Genomic DNA, 23881 nt, shown 5'->3' on the forward strand with positions numbered 1-23881 from the left:
ATGGACACCATCGACACAATCGAAACGATCGAGACACAAGGCATCCGCATTCCGCGTCTGGGCTTCGGCACGTTCCGCATGCCGGGCGCCGACTGCCAGCCGGTCGTCGAAAGCGCGCTCGCGCTCGGCTACCGCCATATCGACACCGCGACGATGTATCAGAACGAAGAGGCGGTCGGCGCCGCGCTCGCGAGCGCGGGCCTCGCGCGCGACACGCTGCATATCACCACCAAGGCGTGGCACGACAGCCTGCAGCCGGACGCGCTGCGACGCTCGTTCGACAGCAGCCTGCAACGCTTGCGGCTCGATTACGTCGATCTGTTTATGGTGCACTGGCCGGCGCCGGACATGAACCTGCCCGCGTTGCTCGAAACGATGCAGAAGCTGCGGGAAGAAGGGCGCACGCGTGCGATCGGCGTCTGCAACTTCACGCTGCCGATGCTGAAGACTGCGCTCGACGACGTACGCGCGCCGCTCGCGTGCGTGCAGGTCGAATATCACCCGTTCCTGTCGCAGGCCGGCCTGCTCGGCTACCTGCGGCCCAAGGGCATTCCGCTTGTCGCCTACGCGCCGCTCGCGCAGGGCCGCGCGGCCAGCGACCCGGTGCTCGCGAAGATCGGCGCAAAGCATGACGCGAGCGCCGCGCAAATCGCGCTCGCGTGGCTGCTCGATCAGGACGGCGTCATGGCGATCCCGAAAGCGCGGCGCAAGGAGAGTCAGCAGTCGAATCTCGGCGCGCTGAAGGTTCGCCTCGATGACGAAGACCGGCGCGCGATCGCCGCGCTGCCGAAAGACCAGCGCTATGTGTCGCCGCCCTGCGCGCCCGAATGGGACGCGTGATTTTGACAACTGCGTTTGAAAACTGCGCCTGAAAACTGCGCCTGAAAACTGCGCCTGACAACAGTGTCCGGCAGCAGCGCGTGGCCATGCCGACCGGCTAAAGGCGACTGTGTGCGGCGTCGGGACGTCGAAGCATGACGACGGCGCCACGCATAGTAAAGCTTGCTTTGAACGACGCCCTTCAAGTAACGTGCACGGTAATTTGAACCCGGCGCCCGCGAGCTGGTCTTTGATCAGCAGTCGGCACGACCAGCGGGCTGCCGGTTAATCCGTGTCATCGGAGGAAAGGGCGCATGCATCGTCGTCGGTTTATCGCTGTCACTCCTGTGCTTGCCGCATCGGGCGCGCTCGCGCTTGCTGCATGCACGACCACGCCGCCTTCATCGGAAGGTTCACCCGACGCGAACGCCGGGCGGCGCCGGACCATCGACGCGGATATCGACGCGACCATGACCCGGCTGTACGAGACCGTGCATGGCTCGCGCGAGCTGGTCGGCAAGGCGCAAGGCGTGCTCGTGTTCCCGTCGGTCATCGCGGCCGGCTTCTGGATCGGCGGCCAGTACGGGCAAGGCGCATTGCGCGTCGGCACGCAGACGAACGGCTACTACAGCATCGCGGCCGCGTCGTTCGGCCTGCAGATCGGCGCGCAGTCGAAAGCGGTGATCCTGCTCTTCATGACGCAAGCCGCGCTCGACGATTTCGTTCACAGTCAGGGCTGGGCCGCCGGCGTCGATGCGACGGTCGCGCTGGTGAAGATCGGCGCGAACGGCAATGTCGATACGTCGACGGCAATGAGCCCGGTCGAGGCGATCGTGATGACGAACGCCGGCCTGATGGCCGGCGTATCGCTCGAAGGCTCGAAAATTTCCCGGCTGATTATCTGATCACGTGGTGTTCATCAGGCCTTCACACCAGGCCTTTACGCGCCGATCGCGTCGCGCACCGCGACGGCGCCTGATTGCACAGCGCGCGCGTCCTCGAGCGTGAGTGCATTGCCGGCCATGCCCCAGTCGCCGGACTTCACGTCCTCGAAAATCACCCACGTGATCGGCCGCATCTTTTCGCCTTCGACTTCGACCATCGCATCGGTCAGTTTTTTGATCAGCAGACGCTTCTGTTCAGGCGAAAACACGCCTTCGATTCCTTTGACGGTGATGAGCGGCATCGTATGACTCCTCGTTGCGGGTGGCTGGCGTCGGATAAAACGAGAACATGCCGGAGCCCGACGCGGGCGGCTCCGGCAACCTGCGCAATGCGTGGTGCAGTGGCTGTTGCGTGATGCGTGTCGCGCGTGCTCAGCCGAGCTCGTCGAGAAACTCGATCAACGCCGCGTTCACCTGGTTGGGCCGCTCCTGCTGGGTCCAGTGGCCGCAGCCGGGCAGGATCAGCGAACGGCGCAGCAGCGGCACGCGCTGCGCGAGCGTCACGAGCACTTCGCTCATGCCGTCGAAGTGCAGCACGAGGTCGCGCTCGCCCGCGATAAAGAGCGCCGGCACGGTGATCTGCAAGCCGTCGAACGGCGCGAGCAGCTCCTGATTGCGATCGATGTTCCGGTACCAGTTCAGGCCGCCGCGAAAGCCGGTATGCGAAAACTGCTCGGCGTAGTAGTCGATGTCCTCTTCGCTGAGCCACGGCGGCAGTCTGGGCGGGTCCGGTAGCACTGCCGCGAGACCGCCCACGCGGGGCACCATGTCGAAGCGCAGCGGCTTGCCGCTGTCGCCAGGCGTTTCCTGCTTGTCGCCGCTCAGCGTGCACAGCACGTTACGCACGAAGCGGCGCACGTCGCGTTCGAGCTCGCCCTCCGCGACGCCCGGCTGCTGGAAGTACAACTGATAGAACATCGCGTCATCGTTGCGCGGAAACCGTGTCGACGGATGCACCTTCGCGCGCGGCCGGAACGGCACGCTCAGCGCGACCACGCCCGAGAAACGGTCCGGCCGCAGCAGTGCCGCATGCCATGCGACCGGCGCGCCCCAGTCGTGCCCGACGATCACCGCCTTGCCGACGTCGAGCGCGTCGAGCACGCCGATCATGTCGCCGACCAGATGCAGCATCGTGTACTGCTCGATTTCATGCGGACGATCCGTGCGGCCGTAGCCGCGCATATCGACGGCAATCGCGCGAAAGCCTTCTTGCGCGAGTACGGGAATCTGATGCCGCCACGAATACCAGCTTTCCGGAAAGCCGTGGCAAAGCAGCACGGCTGGCCCGTCGCCCTGCTCGACGACGTGAATGTTGATACCGTTCGCGTTGACGGTGCGATGAATGAGTTCCGACATGGCGTGTGCTCCTCCGGATCCGGATTGCGTTTGCGCTTGAATCGTCATTAGCGTGTTTCGGAAAACACCGGAGTGCGCGGGCTTATTCCGGGGCCTGTCCGTGCGCTGCGACAGGCAACGCACAGTCAAGCGCGGGTTACCCGCAGCCAGGCACAGTGCGGCGAACGTGGCTCGAAGGCTGCACACACGTTGTGTCAACGGCCGCAGAATAGGGTTCGGCCCACGCTGCATTCAGCCGACGGTGAAAAGGCGCGCGCGACGCGACCGCGTCGGCATCGAACGATGCGACTCGGCTTTATCGATCATTCGCATTCAGTTGGTTGCATGGCTCACGGCTGTCATGCAAAACGCATAGCGAGGATCCGATGCCGATCTTTTCATTCTCTGCCGACGGCGCGCAATTTCTGCTCGACGGGCAGCCGTTTCAGATCCGCAGCGCGGAGATGCATCCCGCGCGCATCCCGGCGCAATACTGGACGCATCGCATCCGCATGGCGAAAGCGATGGGCATGAATACGATCGCGCTATACGTGATGTGGAATTATCACGAGACGGGCGGGGGGGCTTTCAATGCTGATTCCGACGCCGCCTTCGACGCTGTTTTCGATTTCCATAGCGGCAATCGCGACATCGCAGCGTTCATCCGCGCCTGCGCAGCGGAGCGCCTATGGGTGCTGCTGCGGCCGGGGCCCTACGTGTGCGCCGAATGGGATCTCGGCGGCTTGCCGTCATACCTGCTCTGCGAGCCGGACATGCGACTGCGTACCGACTCGGCAAGCGAGCCGCGCTACATGGCGGCCGCGACTCGCTATATTCGCGCGCTCGCCACGCGCGTCGCACCGCTGATGGCTGCCGAGGGCGGCCCGATTCTGATGATCCAGATCGAAAACGAGTTCGGCTCGTATGCATGCAACCCCGCTTATCTCGAGGAGATTCGTCAGGTGTGGCTCGCGTGCGGCATTACCGGGCCGTTTTATACCGAAGACGGGCTCGCGCAGTTGCGGCAGAACCGGACCACCGTCGCGGGCGGTGCAATTGCGCTCAGCAACGGCGACGCCGCGCAGATCGATGCGGCGCGGCGCGAATTTCCCGGCGTGCCGGTGCTGGCCGGCGAAGTGTATCCGGGGTGGCTCACGCATTGGGGCGACGCCGCGCTGCAAGGCACGGCGGTCGACCTGTCCGGCACGCTCGACGCGCTGATGCAGCGCGCGCTGTCGTTCAACCTGTACGTTGCGCACGGCGGCACGAGCTTCGGCTTTCATGCGGGCGCGAACCTCGATCCGGCAAGCGGCGATTACCAGCCCGATATCACGAGCTACGACTATGCGGCGCCGATCAGCGAACAGGGCGTCGCAACGTCGAAGTTCATCCGGTATCGGAACATCATCGCGCGCTATCTGCCGGCGCCATTGCCCGAGATTCCGCCGCCGCCGCCGACCATCGAACGCCGCGGGCGCGCCGCGTTGCAGCCGCGCGTGTTCGCTTCGATCTGGGACAATCTGCCCGCGGCGGGGCCGGCTACGCGAAGCGTCGACCCGCCGACCTTCGAACAGGCCGGGCAGGCGTTCGGTTTCGCGCTTTACCGGCATACGGTGCGCGGCGCCGATCCGCGCGGCCTGCTCGATGCCGCGCTCGAGCCCGATTGCGTGCGCGACTACGCGACGGTGTTTGTCGACGAGCATTACGTGGGCGCTGTGTCGCGCGCACCCGTGCCCGCCCGGCTTGCGCAGCCGTTGAACGTCGCGCATCGCGTGCCGCTGCCGTTGATGCCGTCGGCCCCGCGCGCGGCAGCAGCTTCCAGCGCGGACGCCGACGTGGTGCTGGACATCCTCGTGGAGGGAATGGGGCGCGTCAACTACGGGGCCGGCGATGCGATGCTCGACCGCAAGGGCATCGTCGGCGATGTCGTGCTGCGCGACGCAGCCGGCACGCGACGCACGCTCGCCGGCTGGGACGTTTTTCCGCTGCCGATGGACGAAGCGTTTATCGCGAATCTGCGCGGCGTCTGCTCGAATCCGCATCGAAGCGGCCTGTTCTTCCGTGCGCATTTTCAACTCGACACAAGCGGCGACACCTATCTCGACATGCGCGGCTGGACCAAAGGCATGGTCTGGGTCAATGGCCGCAATCTCGGGCGCTACTGGCAGATCGGACCGCAGTTCCGGCTGTTTTGCCCGGCGCCGTGGCTCAACGTCGGCGAGAATGTCGTGACGATCTTCGATCTGCACCAGACCGATCCGCAACCTGTCGAACTGGTGCGCACGCTGGTTTGAAATCCGCGTTGGAATCTGAAACGGTATGAGCCGTCAGGATGGCGAGGCTCATCGGGCGGCCGCATTTATCGGCTGCAACTCCAGCGTCAACACTTCGAATGGCGCAAGCTCGAGGGTTTGCGGCTGGTCAGCGTCGAGCTGCGTGATTGCGGGCGAACGGGCGCGGTCGGCCCACCGCGTATGGACCGCGAAACGCGCCGTCGCGGCGGTGGGCAATTCCAGCTGCGTACGCAGGTCGATCACCGCACGGCGCGCGCGGTGATCGGGATTGCGCAGCGTGATGATCGCCTGCTTTGGCGACCACGCCGCCCAGCCGTAGACGTCGAGTTCGTCCGGCGCGCCGCCTATCCAATGACTGTCGCGCAGCACGCTCGCCGCGCCGCGCGCCCAGTTCGCCGCGGCGGCAAGCGTGTCCCACGCGCGCGCGCCGAGCAGCGACGGTGTGAGGTAGAGCTCCTGCAATTGCGTGCCGCCGCCGAAAAACGAGCGCACTTCGTGAATGAAATCATCGCCGCCGCTTGCTTGCAGCCGCGGGACTTCCTGCGCGCAGATCACGCCGTGCAGCATCAGCGAATTCAGCGGAAAGAGCGGGCTCGGCGCCACCACGTTGCGATAGACCTGCGCATCGCGATACGTGATCCAGCGCTCGCGGTCGCTGCCCGCGCCCGCAAAGCCGTGGTCGGCGCCGCCGCGCCAGATCGTATCCGCATGGCGCAGCCAGAACGGCGACGGCAACGTGCCGGTCGACAGGTTGATCAGCACGTGCGGCGCTTCGCGGCGGATATCGGCGATCAGTTCGATGGCGGCTTCCCAGTCGCTGTCGAAGCGGCTGCCCGGGACCACGCGGTCCGCATTGCCGGTGCCGTCGAATTTGAAATGACCGATGCCATGCCGGCGCAACAGGTCGAGCGTCACCTGATGAAAACGGCGATAGTAGTTCGCGCCGGACAGCGCGAAACCGTTGTCCACCGTCTCGTACCCGGCCGCTGCGCCACGCGCGACGCGCTCCTCGCGTGGCGGCCCGTAGCCGCCCCATGGCGAGAGCCAGATGCCCGGCGCCGCACCGTAGCGCGCGGCCGCGTCGCGCAGCGGCTCGAAACCGTCCGGAAACGCGTCGCTGAAACGCCAGTGGCCGCTGTAATCGTCCCAGCCGTCGTCGAACAGATAGCCATCCAGTTGCACGCCGCGCGTGTCGTGCAACGCGCGACCGATCGCATCGATCCGCTCGAGCGCCTGGGCTTGCGTATAGCGCGTCAGGTAGCCGATGTCGTACCACGAGTTGTAGTGCAGAAACGCGCGCGACGGGTGCGCGCGTTCGCGCTCGAGATAGAACGCGAAGTCGCGGCGCAACTGGCCATCGCGCGCGATGCCGGCGACGGCCGACGAGACAACCGTCTTGCCCGGTTCGACAGGCAACGCGCGCTTGACGGTGAAGCATACGGTGTTCGACGCGCGGCGCCATTCGATTTGCGCGAGCGGGTGTTCGCAGCCGAAATAGACGTTGCCCGCGCTCACGGGCAGGCCATCGAGCGAACCGGTTGCGCGCGCACCCATCGCCTGTGTGTCGAGCAGCGAAACGGCCACGACGTGCAGCGCATTCTGCAGCGCGGTTATCGCCAGTGCGATGCGCAAATACGGTGCGCCTTCGCATTGTTCGACACTCCACACAATGCGCACGCTGCGCTGCGCGTCGTGCAGCGCCGCCACGATACGCACGCCTGCCACCGTTTCCGCGCGGCGCGGCGCGCTCGCCCGCGCGGCGAGCGTCTCGGTATGCAATGGCGCGTCGAGCAAAAGATCGGCAACCTGCAGCGTGCGGCCGTCGGCAAACGTCAGCGCAAACGGCGTGGTGATCCGCAGCGTGCGCGCATGAACATGATCGATCAACGTGAATCCGTTGAGCCGCTCGTCGTTCACCTCCCAGCGCAATGCGATCGCCGCGTTGCCGAATGTGTGGCGTGGGCCGTGAATCCGCAGGGCCGGTGGTCCCGGGTCGGCGAGGGCAGTGGGCTTGGGCGTAGGCGGCATGGCGAAGGCGAACGATGAGGGTGAAGGCAAACGATGGTGAGTGCGGCAACGAACGATGCGTACCGGTATGTTGCCACTGTCGCGGCAGCGTGAATCGGGCGATTCGCTTTGGCACGGGGCGGCACGACCGGATCGCCGCGACGAGGCGGCGCGCTTTCGCGCCGCCAACGCGGGCTGCGCCACCTCGCCATCGCACGATCGATCATTCCAGATCTGCACGAATGCATCCCATTCTGGCGACTGTTCAGCGAACGGCCGAATATTTAACATGGCTGACATTCTGTCGACACCCGATGACGATCCGTAATATCGACGAGGCTCAACGTCGAATGAGGATTGCCGCGCGGCGGCGACGACCGGAATCGTCTGCACTACGCAAAAGTGCCGGCGCACCGGAGAACCCGCGGGCGCGCCTGCCCACACCGGCCGGCCGCCGGAGCACTGCTGAAGCTGCACCACATGTGAAGGAGGGAGCGTTGCAATGGACTTACAGGTTGGGCAGCATTCATGGTGCGGTACGCCGGTCGACCGCGGAGGCTGGATCGACGCGATGTCGACGATCGGCTTGTCCTGTCGCTTCGATGCGTCGCATTCCGGCCAGTCGACGGCGTCCTATCTGCATGCGGGAGAAATGCTGATCGGCCGTTTCGAACTCGCCGGGCAGACCGTCTCGCCGAATCTGCGTGCGCCCGGATACCGGGCAGTCGACGAAATTCGTCTGCTCATCGTCCGCTCGGGCAGCATGTCGGTCGAACAGAAGGGGCGATCGCTGCGCGCCGGTCCGGGCGATATCGTGCTGACCGACCCGTCGTTCGAATTCGAGGAGTCGTTTCGCGAACCGACCGCGCTGTCGATCGTACGGATGACGAAGACCTCGCTGCGTGCGCGCGGCCTCGCGCATCGGCTTCATAGCGGGTGCGAGCCGGTGCCGATCGGCGCGGACGTGAGCGCGGTGCGCGAACTGGTGCTGAACCTGACCGCGCAGGTCGGCCGCGCGAGCGAATCGCTGCTCAAGCGTATGAGCGCGCAATGTATCGATCTGATGGACGTGCTGCTGAAGCCGAGCCATGCAGCGTTTGCGCGCCGCTCGGGCGCGACCATCGTCTGGCTCGCCAGACAGGCGATCGCACGGCGCATCGGCGACGCGTCGCTCGATGTGCCGAGCCTCGCGGCAGACGTCAACGTTTCGCCAAGTGGGCTGTCGCGTGCGTTCAAGGCGGAAGGTCTGTCGGTGATGCGCTATGCCTACGCGCTGCGGATCGCGCACGCGGGCCGGCTGCTGTCGGAGGCGCCGGACCTGATGATTCGCCATGTCGCGGACCAGTGCGGTTTTCTGAACGCCGCGCACTTCAGCCGCGCGTTCAAGGACCATCATGGCGTGACGCCGCGCGAATTCGCGCAGCGGCGCCGCGCCAACCGCGCCCCGCGTGCGTGCGAGTCCGTGCGCGAGTGATCGCCGTTGCGTGATCTCGACATTCCACCCTTGCGAAAGGGAGGTTGTTGGGAATCTGTTGGGCAGTGGCCGATACACTGTCGCTTTGGATCCGCGTCGCGCGAACGTTTCTGCAATGAACCCACGATTCGGCGGGATAGTGACGGCGCTTGCCGCGGCTGCGCTGTTCGGCGCCGCCACCCCGCTCGCGAAGGCTCTGCTCGACGACATGTCGCCATTCATGGTGGCGGGGCTCTTCTATCTCGGCAGCGGACTCGGGCTCGGCATCGCGATGATTATCCGGCGGCTGCGCACACCTGCTGCGACACGCCGGCCTCACCGGATCAGCCGGGACGAATTGCCATGGCTGATCGGCGCGATCGCCGCGGGCGGCGTCGCGGGCCCCGCGTTGCTGATGCTCGGGCTATCGATCACGCCGGCCTCGGCCAGTTCGCTGCTGCTCAATCTCGAAGGCGTGTTGAGCGCGGTAATCGCGTGGGTCGTGTTTCGCGAGAATGTCGACGTGCAGGTGTTTCTCGGCATGGTGGCGATCGTCGCGGGCAGCGTGGTGCTGTCGTGGCGCCCCGACGACATAGGCATGTCGCTCGGCGCGCTGTTGATCATCGGTGCGTGCCTGTGCTGGGCGATCGACAACAACCTGACGCGCAAGGTGTCGGCCAACGACGCGATGATGATTGCGTGCGTGAAGGGGCTAACCGCCGGGCCGGTGAACCTTGCGATTGCATTCGCTACCGGCGGGTTCGCGGCGCACTCGTGGCACGATGCGCCCACGATCGGCGCCGCGATGCTGACGGGGCTCGTCGGCTATGGCGTGAGTCTCGTGCTGTATGTCGCCGCGCTGCGCGAACTCGGCACCGCGCGCACCGGCGCGTACTTTGCGCTTGCGCCGTTGATCGGCGTCGCGCTGTCGTTCATGCTATGGCCGGAATGGCCGAGCGTCGCGTTCTGGGTCGCGGCCGCGCTGATGACGCTCGGTATCGTGCTGCATGTTCGCGAGCGCCACGAGCATGAACATACGCATGAATGGCTGGAACACACGCATCGGCACACGCACGATGCGCATCATCAGCACGAGCATGATTTTCCGTATTCCGGCGACGAACCGCATACCCATGCGCACGTGCATCCGCCGATTACGCATTCCCATGGGCATTTTCCGGACGTTCATCACCGGCATCCGCACTAGCCGGCATCCGCCATCGGGTGTTTGCACCAGGCGGCGCGCACCCGTGGGCCGGTGAACTATCAGAAGAGGCGCGTCGCCGCGGGCGCGCACTGCCAGACCGGCACCGACGAATACAACGCACTTTCATCGTAGAAGCGGTAGTCGCCGGTCAACCGGTTCAGCGTATGGACTTCACCGCTGAACGCCGTGCCGTTCTGGTCATGCGCGTCGGTCTTCCATTTGATTTCAGCGTCCGACACCTGAGCTTTCGTGCCGTTGACGGTATCCGCATCGAGATCGACCGACAGATTCTGCGAAACGCGCTGGCCTTGCAGCGTCGTATTGCACACGAGCGAGAACTGGCGTCGTGCCGATGTTTGCGCCGGTGCTTCGGTTTGCGGGGCAGGCGCGATTTGCGGCGGGATTGGCGGCGCGACCGCGATTTGAGGCGGGACAGCCGTTTGCGCAGTGGGGGCCGGCGCGTCCCCCGCTTGCCTGACTTCGTAACCCGCCGCCTTCAGCACCGCCATGGCCTGAGCCACATTCATCGACTGCGTGTTGCCCGCGACACAATTTCTGGCATCGTCGGTGTGACGGTTGCAGCCACTCAGCAGAACCGACACCGCTACGGTAAAAAGCGCAACTTTATGCATGGCCTACCCCGAAGGCGATTTATTGTGACGTCTGAATTTTCCGTCGACCTGCTTGCATGAACCTGCTCGCTGCGCCGCCTTCATCCTCTTCGTGATGCTCCCGGCCGCGCGTCTCGACGACGTGAGTCAAAGCGCATCGTGACACAGCGTCATCATTCTTTGCACCATCGTGCTTGCTTCGTTCAGTTCCATTTCGTCGGTGAAGAGGGCGGACACGCTCGACAGCCGCACGGCAATGCCGGCGTCTTCCAGGTCGTGCGTGGCGATCTTCAGCGCGAGTTGACCGGTACGCACGCGGTCGAGCCAGTGCATCTTCATCTCGTTCTTGCGCAGCCACTGGCGGCAGCACTCGACCACATGGTCGACGCGCCACTCCTGCGTGAGCGCATACGATGCCGCCGCGATCGCGACGAGAAAGCACAGCAGTTCCGCTCGCGCACCGGTGGATCCGGTGAATTCCCGTTTCATTTCCATTAATGTCCCTATTTTCCCGTCCGCCAACCGGCGCCCGCCGGTGCGTCGATGCCGCCCGATGCCACGATGTGGACGTCCCATGCGAGATTCAATTCGCCAAATGTTAGCAGCAAGTGCGAACACACCGCGCGAGCGGCGGTCCATATGAAGTGTGCGTCGCGTGCCGTCATCGCGTTGCCTGAAATGCCGCTGTGCCCATGCCTGAATGCGTATTTCGCGGCGTCGTGCGTCGCCCGGTGACCATTGCGCGGGTAATTTTTCCCGTAAGCGGCCGCTTGCGCCGCTTAGAGCGCTTACACCGCATACCGGCGAATCGTCGACGCAACCGCGATTACGGTGCGGCATGTCCTCGCATCCACAGTGGGCGCGGCGCAGACTATCAGGACTGCAGTGACCGCGTGAAGGCACTACACTTGTGAATCGACCTGGTTGCCCGTTGCGGCATGCTAGTGTGCCGCAGCGTACTCTGAAAAGGAGTCGTTGCTCATGTCCTCAGCACCCAATCTCGATCGCCTCGCCATCGATACCATCCGCACACTATCGATGGACGCCGTGCAGAAGGCCGATTCGGGCCACCCCGGCACGCCGATGGCGCTTGCCCCAATCGCGTTTCATCTGTGGCAGAACCACCTGCGTTACGATCCGGACGCACCGGACTGGCCGAACCGCGACCGGTTCGTGCTGTCGGTCGGGCACGCGTCGATGCTGCTTTATTCGCTGCTGCACCTGTTTGGCGTAAAGGAAGTGGATGCGAACGGCAAGCCGACCGGCAAGCCCGCCGTTTCCCTCGACGACATCAAGCAGTTCCGGCAGCTCGACAGCAAGACGCCGGGTCACCCCGAATACGGCATGACCACCGGCGTCGAGACCACCACCGGTCCGCTCGGCCAGGGGCTCGGCAATAGCGTCGGCATGGCGATGGCGGCGCGCTGGAAGGAGGCGCATTTCAATCAGGCCGATGCGCCGCTATTCGATTACCGCGTGTATGCGCTGTGCGGCGACGGCGATCTGATGGAAGGAGTGTCGCACGAGGCGGCGTCGCTCGCCGGCCATCTGAAGCTGTCCAATCTCATCTGGATCTACGACAGCAACCGCGTGACGATCGAAGGTCATACCGATCTCGCATACAGCGACGACGTGGCCGCGCGCTTTCAAGGCTACAACTGGAACGCGCTGCACGTGGACGACGCGAACGATGGCGCCGCGTTCGAAGCGGCGTTGACGACAGCGAAAGCGACCACCGACCGGCCGACCATCATCATCGTGAAGAGCGTGATCGGCTGGGGCGCGCCGCACAAGCAGGACAGTTCGGCCGCGCATGGCGAGCCGCTCGGCGTGGAGGAGATCAAGCTCGCCAAGCGCGCTTACGGCTGGCCGGAAGATGCGCAGTTCCTCGTGCCCGACGGCGTGATGCAGCACCTCGCGCAGGGCATGGGCGCGCGCGGCAAGACCGCGCATGGCGAATGGGCGAAGCGGTTTGACGCATACGGCAAGCAATATCCGGCACTCGCGAAAGAATTCCGCCTGATGCTCGAAGCGAAGCTGCCCGATAACTGGGACGCGGATATTCCGACCTTCGACGCGGACCCGAAAGGCGTCGCGACGCGGGAATCGTCAGGCAAGGTGCTCAATGCGCTCGCGCAGCGCATTCCATGGCTGATCGGCGGTGCGGCCGATCTGTCGCCGTCGACCAAGACCAACCTCAAGTTCGAAGGCGCGGGCAGCTTCGAGCACGGCAGCTACGGCGGGCGCAATCTGCACTTCGGCATTCGCGAACATGGGATGGGCGCGGTGGCGAACGGCCTCGCGCTGTCCGGCCTGCGGCCGTATGCGTCGACGTTCCTGATTTTCAGCGACTACATGAAGCCGCCGATCCGCCTGTCGTCGATCATGGAAGTGCCGGTCATCTATGTGTTTACGCATGATTCGATCGGCCTCGGCGAGGACGGTCCGACGCACCAGCCGATCGAGCAGCTCGCGTCGCTGCGCGGCGTGCCCGGGCTCACGACGCTGCGTCCGGGGGACGCGAACGAAGTCGCCGAGGCATGGCGGGTCGCGCTGTCCCGTCCGCACGAGCCGGCTTGCATCGTGTTGACGCGCCAGGCGCTGCCGACTTTCGATCGCAAGAAATATGGCGCCGCCGAAGGCGTGCGGCGCGGCGCCTACGTGCTCGCGGATGCGGACGGCGGCAAGAAGCCGCAGGTGCTGCTGCTCGCCACCGGCAGCGAAGTGTCGCTGTGTGTCGAGGCTTACGAGAAACTCAAGGCGGAAGGCATTGCGGCGCGCGTCGTGTCGATGCCGTCCTGGGAGATTTTCGAAAAGCAGGATCACGCGTACAAGGACTCGGTCCTGCCGCCCGACGTGCATGCGCGCGTCGCGGTCGAGCAGGCGGCCACGCTGGGTTGGGACCGCTACGTCGGCCGTCTCGGCTCGCAAATCGTCATGCATACGTTCGGTGCTTCCGCGCCATTGAAGGCGCTGAGAACGAAGTTCGGCTTTACGCCGGAGCGTGTCGTCGATGAAGCGAAAAAACAGATCGAGCGAGTGAAATCCAACGGCAAGGAGTGACACATCATGCAGATCGGAATCATCGGTTTGGGACGCATGGGCGGCAATATCGGACGGCGCCTCATGCGCGGCGGGCATCAGTGCGTCGCTTACGATCACAATCCTCAGGCGACCGACACCCTGGCGAAGGAAGGCGCGACGCCTGCGAAAGATCTGGCCGATCTCGTCGCGAAGCTGACGGCGCCGCGCGTGGTCTGGCTGATGCTGCCTGCCGGCAAGATCACCGAGGACACGCTTGCCGATCTGCGCAAGCTGCTTGGCAAGGGCGACGTGGTGATCGACGGCGGCAACACCTTTTACAAGGACGATATCCGCCGTGCCGCGCAGCTTCGCGAACAGGGCCTGCACTATGTGGACGTCGGCACGTCGGGCGGCATCTGGGGGCTCGAGCGCGGCTATTGCATGATGATCGGCGGCGACGACGAGATTGTGCGGCGCATCGATCCGATCCTGTCGGTGCTGGCGCCGGGCCGCGGCGATATCCCCGCCACGCCGGATCGCGGCGGACGCGATGCGCGTGTCGAAAACGGCTATATGCACGTCGGCCCGGTCGGCTCCGGGCATTTCGTGAAGATGGTCCACAACGGCATCGAGTACGGGCTGATGCAGGCGTATGCCGAAGGCTTTCATATTCTCGAACACAAGAACATGGCCGAACTGCCGGAAGACCAGCGGTTTCAGATCGATCTGGCGGACGTCGCGGAAGTCTGGCGGCGCGGCAGCGTGGTGTCGTCGTGGCTGCTCGATCTGACCGCTGGCGCGCTCGCGCAGGACAACTCGCTGCAGCATTTCTCGACCGAGGTCGCGGACAGCGGAGAAGGGCGCTGGACCATCGAAGCCGCGATCGAGGAAGCGGTGCCCGCACAGGTGCTGTCGGCGGCGCTCTACACGCGCTTCCGCTCGCGCGATGCGGCGGCGTTCCCCGAGCGCATGCTGTCGGCGATGCGTTTCGGCTTCGGCGGCCACAAGGAATTTCCTGTGAAGTGAGCGCGCTGCGGCGCGCGCCACCCTCAAGGCCGGGACATCCCGGCCGATATACCCGATAAGGAAGCATTCGCGACCATCGGTCGGCGTGCGGCCGCGCTGACCGGTGTCGTGACGCGCGCCCGCTCGAGCGGGCGGCGTTCACGCATCGCGCATGAACCGGCTCCATGCCGACGGAAACCCTACAACAATCAGGAAACCGTCATGAAACCGGCATTACCCGCGATCGCTGCGCTGGGCTGTCTTGCGATCGCGTTCCATCCGTCGTGGGCTGCCGCGCCGATCGGCGCGGTCTCGGTGCAGGAGGGCAACATCGTCTATACCGCGCCGGGCGGGGCCACCGAAGCGCTGACCGAAACCGGCGCCGACGACGCGCCGGCCTTGTCGCCGGCCGGCGACGCGATCGCCTTCACGCGGCTGACGCGCGACGTCGACGAGGCTCACGACAGTCCCGCCGTGCGCGACTTATGGGTGATCCGTCTAAAAGATCACAAGGCCGTGCGGCTCGTGACCGGCAAACCGGCCGGAAAGGGAAAGCCGGCAAACGTGCTGGCCGATATCGATCATCCGATCTTTTCACCGGACGGCGCGACGGTCTATTTTCTGACGGCGGCTTCGTCGGACTCGGCGGCGATTCACGCGGTGCCGGCAGCGGGCGGCCCGCAGCGCTACGTGACCGACGGCAATGCGCTGAGCGTGGTGACCCGAGGCAAGTATGCGGGCTCGCTGATGGTCGAGCAGCATCGTGTGATGGCGGACCACGGATCGTGGGACCCTGAGGTGCTGGTCTCGCCCGCGGGGAAAATGATCAAGGTCGTCGGCGAGGATCCGAACGCGTTGCGCAGCGTAGAGCGGGAGCAGAACTGATGCGCGCAGAAGAGGGCGCGGCTAGCGCCTTCTTCTGCCGCACGTCGTCGCGCTTGCCTCGTCAGTCGTAAAGCACCGCGGCAATTTTCGGGTCGTTCATATTGGTCTTGTCGTACCAGTAGAACCCGGTGTCGACCTTCTTCGGCAGATTCTCGCCCTTCAACGCTTTCACCGCGGAATCGACGACGCACTTGCCGATGCCGACCGGGTTCTGCGTGATCGCGCCGGCCATCAGGCCCGACGTGATGTCTTCTTTCTGCTCCTTGCCGGAGTCGAAGCCGATCAGCACGAGCTTTTTGCCCGACTCCTTCACGCCGATCGCGGCGCCTTCGGCCGAGCCTTCATTCGCGCCGAATATGCCCTTGATGTTCGGGTTCGACTGGATCATGGCCTTCGCGATTTCCGCCGACTTCAAGTGGTCGCCGCCGCCGTATTGCACGGAGACGATCTTGATGTTCGGATGCTTCGCCTTGATCTCGTTCAGGAAGCCGTCGCGACGCTCCACGCCCGTGCGGCTCGTCTGGTCGTGCACGATGACGCCGACTTCGCCGGCATTGCCGATCAACTCCGCCATCTTGTCGGCGGCGAGCGCGGCGGCGGCGAGGTTATCCGTCGAGCAGGTCGTGAGCGGAATGTCGCTGTCCACGCCCGAGTCGAATGCGATCACCGGAATCTTGCTGTTCTGCGCGCGCTTGAGCAGCGGAATAGCCGCCTTGCTGTCGAGTGCCGCAATGCCGAGCGCCTGCGGGTTCTTCGCGAGCGCAGCCGACAGCATGTCGATCTGCTTGTCGACCATGGCCTCCGTCTCCGGGCCTTCGAACGTGATTCTCACGTTGTTGGCCTTCGCGGACTGTTCGGCGCCCGCTTTGACCGCCTGCCAGAATTGATGCTGGAAGCCTTTCGAGATCAGCGGAATGTACGGCTGATCCGCATACGCGATGCTACTTGCACCGACCAGCGCGCTGACGCCGACCGCAACGGCGATAAGTTTTCTTTTCAACATGTGGTTCTCCTCCAAAGGTGGGCTATCAATCTGCAGCCGTTCAAAGAGCCTCTGAGGGCTCGCGTCTGTGTTGTTCCTGCCTTGCTTTTACTTGTGCCTCTTGCTTTGTGCGTTTTGCTTTTTCTTTGCCTTGCGACTCATCCTTTCCTGCGTCGCAGGATATCCGCGTACACCGCAAGAATGATGATGAGACCGGTGACGACGATCTGCCATTCCTGCGCAACGGACATGATGCGCAAGCCGTTGGTCAGCACGCTCATGATGAACGCGCCGATGATCGTGCCGAGTATCGTGCCCGAGCCGCCGCTCAGCGACGTGCCGCCGATCACGACCGCGGCGATCGCTTCGAGCTCGTAACCCTGGCCGAGCGCGGGCTGCGCGGAATTCAGACGCGAGGCGATCAGGAGTCCGGCAATACCGCAAATCGCGCCGCCGACGCCGTAAATCGCAATCTTCCAGCGGTCGACATTCACGCCGGACAGACGCACGGCTTCTTCGTTGCTGCCTAGCGCGAACGTATAGCGGCCGAGCGCCGTGCGATTGAGCGTGATCGAACTCGCGATGGCGAGGATAAACAGGATCAGCACCGCGTTCGGAATCGGCACGCCCGGCAGGATATGTCCGATCAGCGAGTCCTGCGAAATCATGTAGAAGTTTTCGGTGTCGGTGAAATAGATCGGCTTGTCCGACGACACGACGAGCGACAGCCCTTTGAGCAGCAGCATCATGCCGAGCGTCGCGATAAACGGCGGAATTTTCATCTTCGCGGTCAGCGTGCCCGACACGGTTCCGCAGAGCGCGCCGGTCGCGATCGCCGCGATCACGCCGATCCACATCGGCAAATGCCAGTACGTGAGAAACACGCCGCAGATGACGGCCGTGAAGGTCATCAACGTGCCGACCGACAGGTCGATGCCGCCGGTGATAATGACGAATGTGCTGGCGATGGCCAGCACGCCGTTGACCGCGGTCGCCTGCAGGATGCCGAGGATGTTATCCATCTGCATGAACGCGGGCGATGCGAAGCTGAAAAAGATGAGCAGCAGAATCAGGCTCGTGAACGCGAGCAGCTTCTGCAGCGCAGTGGGCGCGAAGATGCGGGCGCGCAGGCTGGACGTGCCGCGGTCGTTAGCGGGCGCCGCCATATCCGATTGCAGTGTCATGTAAGGGACCTCGTTGAACTCATGCCGCTTTCAGGGTTTCACGCTGCGTCGCGAGATGCATGATGCGCTCCTGCGTCGCGTCACGGGCGGACAGCTCGCCGGTAATGCGGCCTTCGCACATCACGACGATGCGATCGCTCACGCGCAGAATCTCGGGTAGCTCGGACGAAATCATCACAATCGCCTTGCCTTGCGCGGCGAGCGAACGCAGCAGCTTGTAGATTTCGCTTTTCGCGCCGACATCGATGCCGCGCGTCGGCTCGTCGAAGAACAGCACGTCGCAATCGCGCTCGAGCCACTTCGCAATCACGATCTTTTGCTGGTTGCCGCCCGACAGCAAACGCACCGGCTGGGTCGCGGACGGCGTGCGAATCGCCAGCAGGTTGATGAAATGCAGCGCCCGTTTGCGAATCTGCGCGCGGCGCAGAAACATGTTGCACGACAGGAACTTGCCGAGATCGGACATCACGATGTTCGATTCGACGTCCATGCCTGTTGCGAGACCGAAGCGCTTGCGGTCTTCGGAGAGGTAGCCGATGCCGCGTTTGACCGCATCGCATGGGTGCCGGATCGAAGCTTTCGCGCCTTTTACGAAGACCTCGCCGGACTCGATCGGATCGGCGCCGAACACCGCGCGGGCCACTTCGGTGCGGCCTGCGCCCATCAGTCCGGCAAAGCCCAATATCTCCCCTTTGCGCAGTTCGAAGCTCACGTCCCTGACGAGCGGGCCTGCGCACAGATGTCTCACTTCGAGCGCGATATCGCCTTTTTGCTCCGTGTGTTGCGCGGGCGCGATGTCGGTCAAGGTTCTTCCGACCATCATGCCGATAATCGTTTCGACGCTCGTTTCGTGGGTCGGAACCGTCGCGACGTATTCGCCGTCGCGCATCACGGTGACGCGATCGGAAATCTGCTTGAGCTCGTCCATCTTGTGCGAGATATAGACGATGCCGACACCGCGTTCCTTGAGCTGGCGGATGATGCGAAACAGTTCGGCGATCTCCGCGTCGTTGAGCGCGGAGGTGGGCTCGTCCATGATCAGCACGCGCGAGTCGAACGACAGGGCCTTCGCAATCTCGACCATCTGCTGGCTTGCCACTGTGAGCGTACCGACGGCGGTGCGCGGGTCGATGTTCACATGCATGCGGGCGAGAATGTCGCGCGCTTGCGCGTTGAGTTTGTCGTCGTCGAGAAAGAGACCAAAGCCTTTGCGCGGCTCGCGGCCGATGAAAATATTCTGCGCGACGCTCAGATGGTTCATCAGTTGCAGTTCCTGATGAATGATGCCGATGCCCATTGCCTGCGCGTCCCGCGGGCTCGCGAATTCGACGGGCTGACCGTCGACCCGCATTTCGCCGGTATCCCGCGTGTAGACGCCGGCGAGGATTTTCATCAGCGTCGATTTGCCGGCGCCGTTCTCGCCCATCAACGCATGAACCTCGCCGGCCATCAACTCGAAGTGGACCTCGTGAAGCGCCCGGACGCCGGGGAAGCTCTTGCACAGCTTGTTGACGCGGATGAGTGGGTTCATGGTGCGTATCGGTTGACGCCTCTGTGACGCTGCGCTCGATGGCGCGAAATTCAGTCGGGTTTGCCTGTTCCTGCTTTGGTGTGCGTGATGCTTTATCGGTTGCCGCTACTGCATGTTCTTTAAGCTCGTCGAACGGCGCATGACTAAAGCTCGAAAAGATCCGGCCTTGCCTTTGCGGATCGATGCAGCTCCGCAACCACCTGGCTCAAATGGTCGTGCATTGACTTGGCGGCGGCGTCCGCATTGCCGTCGCGAATCGCTTCGTAGATGCGTTCGTGTTCTTCGAACGTATGGACAAGCCGTTCAGGACTGGCAAGCAATTGCCTCGCGCGGTCCAGCGCATTGCGCGACACCGCGACGATTTCCTTCACCCGTGGCAGCTTGACCGCATCGAGCAGAATCTCGTGGAAGGCGAGATCGAGTTCATGAAACGCATGACGTTCGCCGCCCGGCGCGAGTTCGCGCTGCCTGTCGAGGTTGGTGGCGAGCGCCTCGAGGGTTGCCTGATCGCGCAACAACGCGACGCCGCGTACCGTCTCGACTTCCAGTGCACTGCGGATAAACAGATGCTGGCGGATGTCGTCGATGCCGATCGGTTTGACGCGCGTGCCGCGTTGCGGCAAAACCTCGACAAGGCCTGCGTGCTCGAGCCTTGCCAATGCGGCGGAAACCGGAAAGCGCGACACGCCCATCCGTTCGCAGACCGCCATCTTGTCAATCATCATTCCGGGTTCCAGCGCCAAGGTGACGATTGCTTCTCTTAGCGCCTGTTCCACCGCATCGGTCAAACTGCCGCGTTCGCCGCCCCGGACCTTTTGCAGTGCAACATAAGGATTGCTGACGACACTCGCATCAGATGAAGAGCTCACAGTGGACTTGTTTCCCGGAGAACATGCTAGCATGCTAGAAAGCGAATCCCCCGTTGTCAACGCGTGCAAATCCTTAGCGCACTCCCTAAAAAATGTGTGCACGGACGCGCAAGCCGCTAGCCATCGTTCATGGAGGAGGTGCCCATATGACTACGATCACAGGCCTGTCCGTCCGGGATATCCGGTTTCCCACCTCGCGTTCACTGGACGGCTCCGACGCAATGAACGCCGCGCCGGATTATTCGGCTACCTATGTGACGCTGCAAACCGATTCGCCGCACGCGCTCACGGGCCACGGCCTCACGTTTACGATCGGGCGCGGCAATGAAATCTGTGTGACGGCGGCCAATGCGTTGATGCCGTTGATTGTCGGCAGGAAGCTCGAAGATATCGTCGCGAATATGGGCGCGTTCTGGCGAGCGTTCACCTCGGACAGTCAATTGCGCTGGATCGGACCGGACAAAGGCGCGATTCATCTGGCAACGGCGGCCGTCGTGAATGCCGTATGGGACTTGTGGGCGAAATCCGTGGGCAAGCCCGTCTGGAAGCTGCTCGTCGATATGAGCCCGGAAGAGCTTGTGCGTTGTCTGGATTTTCGCTATGTAACGGATGCGATCACGCCTTATGAGGCGCTCGCCATGCTGCATCGTCATGCGAAGACCAAGGGCGAGCGCGAAAAGGAAATGCTGGCCCAGGGTTACCCCGCATATACGACGTCTGCCGGCTGGCTCGGCTATGACGATGAGAAAATCCGTCGTCTCGCGCGCGAAGGCGTCGCGCAGGGGTGGACCCACTTCAAGCAGAAAGTAGGCGGCAATCTCGAGGAAGACGTGCGCCGCGCGCGCATTCTGCGCGAAGAAATCGGCGAAAACCTGAAGCTGATGATGGACGCGAATCAGGTATGGGACGTCGACGAGGCCGTGGCGAACATGCGGCGTCTCGCGGAGTTCGACCCATGGTGGATCGAGGAGCCGACCAGTCCCGACGATATTCTCGGTCACGCGGCGATTCGTCGGCGGCTGGGATCAATCGGTGTCGCGACCGGCGAACATTGCCACAACCGCGTGATGTTCAAACAATTGTTGCAGGCGCAAGCAATCGATTTTTGCCAGATCGACAGCTGCCGGCTGGGCGGGCTAAACGAAGTGATCGTGGTGCTGCTGATGGCAGCGAAGTTCGGCGTGCCGGTGTGCCCGCATGCGGGTGGCGTCGGATTGTGCGAGTACGTGCAGCATATTTCGCTGTTCGACTATATCTGCGTATCGGCGTCGCTCGACAATCGCGTGCTCGAGTACGTCGATCATCTGCACGAGCATTTCGTGGATCCGGTGGTGATCCGCAATGGACGCTATATGCCGCCGCAGCGACCGGGGTACAGCATCGAGATGCTCGACGCGTCGCTCAGTCAGCACCAGTTTCCGGACGGTGAGGCCTGGCAGGCTTGATGCGGTGAAGCCCGCGCGATCCTGACCGGTCGCGCGGGCCTTTGTTTCGATGCATCGATGCGTCGGCGCATCGATGCGCGGCCCGATAGGGCGGGGCGGTCAGTCCTGCTTGCCCGCAAACAGCACATCCGACGGATTCACCTGCAGACCCACGAAACGGTTGACCTGCTGCGAGATCGCTTCGGCCTGATCGGCACTCGCGCTGCTCGCGGGGGGCGTGCCGGTCGCGGGTTGTGCGGAGGTCGGAAGCTGGTCGAGCAGATACAACATGTTCTTTGAGAACGACTGCGTCTCAGGCGGCAACTCGATGTTTTGCATGAGCAGGCCTTGCACGTACTGCTGCTTATACGTTGACTGCGCGGCCGAATGGTCGAGCGTCGCTTTGACGAGTTCGCCTTTGCGAAATGCAACCTGAGCATTGCTGGATGCAAAATCGTCGATCTGATAGTAGTTGTAGTTCTGGGACTGTGGCGTATCCCCAAGCGCCAGTTGCATGCCTTGAAGCGCGGTGTGAAAACTCGCGCTGAGGTGCGAGCTTTGGTGCTGGTCGATGGAAAGATTGGCCCTGTCCGATTCGGTTTCGGTGCTCTGGGAGACCTCGTAGTCGAACGTGTCCGTTTCTTTCGGTTTGAGTGAGTTGCTGGAGACCGGCGTCTGCGCGACGGAAGCGGTGAAATCCGCGAGGCCGGTCAGCATGCTTTGAGCGGTGTCCGGCAGGGCCGATGACGCATTGAAGTCAGCGCTCGTCGGCCCGACGGGGTAATTGCTGTTCAGTTCGCTGAATGCGCTATCGAACATCGACATCAATGCAACATTGCCGTGGCCGCGCGACTGCTCATTGTCGAACTGCTGCAGATAGCTCTGGATTGCGGCGGCCTGCTGCTGGGCGCTGCCAATGATCATCAGGTTCGACATGTCGATGTTCAACTTGATCGTGCCGTCCGGGCCGCTTGCGCTGAGCGAACGCTTCTGGGTATCGGCATGGAGGTCGACGGTTTGCGTGCCGGTGGCGCCTTGCACGCTCGCCTGGAAATCAATCGACGAGATATCGCTCGAGTCGAATTGCATCAGTCCGCCGAGGTTGATCGTCGGCGGCTCTTCCGTGAGTCCGTCGATTGCGGATTGAAAACCATTGGAGAGCCTGGCGAGTGCGGTTTTGTCCGTCGCGCTCAGCGTGCCGTTGGTCACGTCGACTCGAACGGCGAGTCCGTTTGTGTCGCTGTCCAGCGTGACTTCGACCTTGGCGCCGGACTTTGTCGTCACATCCAGCGTGATTTCGTTGGCCGCCGAACTGTGCAATTGAGATTGTGCATTCGCAATCGCAGTCGGACTCGCATTTGCACCGGCCAACATCACGGATTGGGAAAAGCTGTTGCCAAAGGAACCGATCTGGTTCAACAGCGCCGCGCCTAAACCCTCGAATTGCTGCGCGCCCGACAGCGCCGAGAAGTTGATGCCCATCAGCGATGAAATGGCATTGTTTGACGATGTTTCCCAAACCGGGGAAGCGGAGCCATCGAGCATCGAATAAATGGACTGAACTGGCGTCATTGCCCCCAGCGTGACCAATGTCGACGGCGACAGTGGCGAAGCCTCGCTGGAATTGCCAGGTTTGGTGGTGAGCGTGTTCGTCGCGGTTGGGTCAAGCAGCGACGCGATCGTGTTCGCGGGATTGAAGGCGGAGATAGAAGTCATCGTGCAAAGGATACTTAGTAGGAAAAAGGAAAGTTAACCAGTTGGTTCTGGCGCTCGATGCCTTCATTGTCGGCAGACGGTGACGGAACTTGAGGGAGATCGGAAGACGCCGACATGCTCGACGATTCGAAGGGCACTCGATATTCCGAACGCGGTGTGAAGATCGCGCTGTGTCGCGGATGGATCGGCGAATCGCTCGTCGACAAGCGGTGCCGAGCTGTGAAGATCTGCATCGGCCGCGCACCGATTGCCTGAAGGTTCGACAGATCTCGTCAAGCGGATTCCCGCAGCGAATTTTGCTGCGTTGACGTGATTCACGAAGTCGTGTTCGCGGTATCGAAAGGGCCGTGCGAAATGAGCGACGTGAATTTCCGGTGCCCGCTGCAGCCGTGCGCAGTTCGCCCAACGGAATTCGCGGCCTGGTTGCGGGGCCACGCGGTCTTGTCTTCGTTATGGCCCGGAAGCGGTGGCCGGTGCAACCGCCTCCGCGGGCGCTGGCGCAAGCGCCGTTGGTGAGGCCGGCGCTTGCACAGTGCTGACAAGAAATCCCGACGACGTGAGAAAAATCGCAGCTAGCAGAACAAATGCCAT

General features: G+C 63.3%; 20 protein-coding genes. 10 read left to right on the forward strand and 10 right to left on the reverse strand.

Annotation, left to right across the window (positions count from 1 at the left end; genetic code table 11):
- On the forward strand, positions 1-840 hold the full coding sequence (locus HV675_RS11285) for an aldo/keto reductase (RefSeq protein ID WP_246270188.1): 840 nt from the start codon (positions 1-3) through the stop codon (positions 838-840).
- Positions 841-1133: 293 nt separating this feature from the next.
- The gene (locus HV675_RS11290) at positions 1134-1724 is read left to right on the forward strand and encodes a BPSL1445 family SYLF domain-containing lipoprotein (protein WP_175110979.1); all 591 of its coding nucleotides are present in this window, start codon (positions 1134-1136) and stop codon (positions 1722-1724) included.
- Positions 1725-1759: 35 nt separating this feature from the next.
- Here HV675_RS11290 and HV675_RS11295 read toward each other — a convergent pair whose 3' ends face one another.
- Positions 1760-2005, reverse strand: a complete 246-nt coding sequence (locus HV675_RS11295; RefSeq protein WP_175110980.1) for a tautomerase family protein — start codon at positions 2003-2005, stop codon at positions 1760-1762.
- A gap of 130 nt (positions 2006-2135) precedes the next feature.
- Complete coding sequence (locus HV675_RS11300; protein WP_175110981.1) at positions 2136-3119, reverse strand: alpha/beta fold hydrolase; 984 nt, start codon at positions 3117-3119, stop codon at positions 2136-2138.
- A 365-nt stretch (positions 3120-3484) separates the two neighbouring features.
- On the opposite strand from HV675_RS11300, the gene HV675_RS11305 reads away from it, so the two are divergent.
- A complete protein-coding gene (locus HV675_RS11305) occupies positions 3485-5392 on the forward strand; it encodes a glycoside hydrolase family 35 protein (protein WP_175110982.1) in 1908 nt (635 codons plus the stop codon).
- A 48-nt stretch (positions 5393-5440) separates the two neighbouring features.
- On the opposite strand, the gene HV675_RS11310 is transcribed toward HV675_RS11305, so the two are convergent.
- Positions 5441-7420: an alpha-amylase family protein gene (locus tag HV675_RS11310; protein WP_175110983.1), complete on the reverse strand. Its 1980-nt coding sequence runs from the start codon at positions 7418-7420 to the stop codon at positions 5441-5443.
- A 481-nt stretch (positions 7421-7901) separates the two neighbouring features.
- On the opposite strand from HV675_RS11310, the gene HV675_RS11315 reads away from it, so the two are divergent.
- Both HV675_RS11315 and HV675_RS11320 read left to right on the forward strand, forming a co-directional pair.
- A complete protein-coding gene (locus HV675_RS11315) occupies positions 7902-8873 on the forward strand; it encodes an AraC family transcriptional regulator (protein WP_175110984.1) in 972 nt (323 codons plus the stop codon).
- A 115-nt stretch (positions 8874-8988) separates the two neighbouring features.
- Positions 8989-10059, forward strand: a complete 1071-nt coding sequence (locus HV675_RS11320) for a DMT family transporter (RefSeq protein WP_175110985.1) — start codon at positions 8989-8991, stop codon at positions 10057-10059.
- Positions 10060-10118: 59 nt separating this feature from the next.
- On the opposite strand, the gene HV675_RS11325 is transcribed toward HV675_RS11320, so the two are convergent.
- On the reverse strand, positions 10119-10691 hold the full coding sequence (locus HV675_RS11325; RefSeq protein ID WP_175110986.1) for a hypothetical protein: 573 nt from the start codon (positions 10689-10691) through the stop codon (positions 10119-10121).
- 126 nt (positions 10692-10817) lie between these two features.
- The gene (locus tag HV675_RS11330; RefSeq protein WP_175110987.1) at positions 10818-11159 is read right to left on the reverse strand and encodes a hypothetical protein; all 342 of its coding nucleotides are present in this window, start codon (positions 11157-11159) and stop codon (positions 10818-10820) included.
- 492 nt (positions 11160-11651) lie between these two features.
- Here HV675_RS11330 and tkt point away from each other — a divergent pair, with 492 nt between their 5' ends.
- The 3 genes from tkt to HV675_RS11345 all read left to right on the forward strand — a co-directional run bounded on the left by tkt (position 11652) and on the right by HV675_RS11345 (position 15584).
- Positions 11652-13733, forward strand: a complete 2082-nt coding sequence (gene tkt / locus HV675_RS11335; RefSeq protein WP_175110988.1) for a transketolase — start codon at positions 11652-11654, stop codon at positions 13731-13733.
- Between the two features lie 6 nt (positions 13734-13739).
- A complete protein-coding gene (gnd, locus tag HV675_RS11340) occupies positions 13740-14720 on the forward strand; it encodes a phosphogluconate dehydrogenase (NAD(+)-dependent, decarboxylating) (RefSeq protein ID WP_175110989.1) in 981 nt (326 codons plus the stop codon).
- Positions 14721-14921: 201 nt separating this feature from the next.
- Entirely contained in the window at positions 14922-15584 is a 663-nt protein-coding gene (locus HV675_RS11345) for a TolB family protein (RefSeq protein ID WP_175110990.1), read from the forward strand.
- A 61-nt stretch (positions 15585-15645) separates the two neighbouring features.
- Here the strand turns inward: HV675_RS11345 and HV675_RS11350 are convergent, their stop codons facing one another.
- The 4 genes from HV675_RS11350 to HV675_RS11365 form a co-directional block, all read right to left on the reverse strand.
- Positions 15646-16587 (reverse strand): ABC transporter substrate-binding protein, encoded by a 942-nt coding sequence (locus tag HV675_RS11350; protein ID WP_175110991.1) that lies wholly within the window; start codon positions 16585-16587, stop codon positions 15646-15648.
- Positions 16588-16724: 137 nt separating this feature from the next.
- Positions 16725-17750: an ABC transporter permease gene (locus HV675_RS11355; RefSeq protein ID WP_175110992.1), complete on the reverse strand. Its 1026-nt coding sequence runs from the start codon at positions 17748-17750 to the stop codon at positions 16725-16727.
- A gap of 19 nt (positions 17751-17769) precedes the next feature.
- Positions 17770-19281 carry a sugar ABC transporter ATP-binding protein gene (locus HV675_RS11360; RefSeq protein WP_175110993.1) on the reverse strand — a complete coding sequence of 504 codons (1512 nt, stop codon included), beginning with the start codon at positions 19279-19281 and terminating at the stop codon, positions 17770-17772.
- 143 nt (positions 19282-19424) lie between these two features.
- Positions 19425-20183 carry a GntR family transcriptional regulator gene (locus HV675_RS11365; protein ID WP_175110994.1) on the reverse strand — a complete coding sequence of 253 codons (759 nt, stop codon included), beginning with the start codon at positions 20181-20183 and terminating at the stop codon, positions 19425-19427.
- Between the two features lie 113 nt (positions 20184-20296).
- On the opposite strand from HV675_RS11365, the gene HV675_RS11370 reads away from it, so the two are divergent.
- Positions 20297-21595: an L-fuconate dehydratase gene (locus HV675_RS11370; RefSeq protein ID WP_175110995.1), complete on the forward strand. Its 1299-nt coding sequence runs from the start codon at positions 20297-20299 to the stop codon at positions 21593-21595.
- A 99-nt stretch (positions 21596-21694) separates the two neighbouring features.
- Here the strand turns inward: HV675_RS11370 and HV675_RS11375 are convergent, their stop codons facing one another.
- Entirely contained in the window at positions 21695-23290 is a 1596-nt protein-coding gene (locus HV675_RS11375) for a hypothetical protein (RefSeq protein ID WP_175110996.1), read from the reverse strand.
- Between the two features lie 114 nt (positions 23291-23404).
- Between HV675_RS11375 and HV675_RS11380 the strand changes: the two genes are divergently transcribed.
- Positions 23405-23545 (forward strand): hypothetical protein, encoded by a 141-nt coding sequence (locus HV675_RS11380; protein ID WP_175110997.1) that lies wholly within the window; start codon positions 23405-23407, stop codon positions 23543-23545.
- Positions 23546-23881 lie beyond the last annotated feature (336 nt).

The sequence above is a fragment of the Paraburkholderia solisilvae genome (assembly GCF_902859875.1).
Lineage (GTDB): Bacteria > Pseudomonadota > Gammaproteobacteria > Burkholderiales > Burkholderiaceae > Paraburkholderia > Paraburkholderia solisilvae.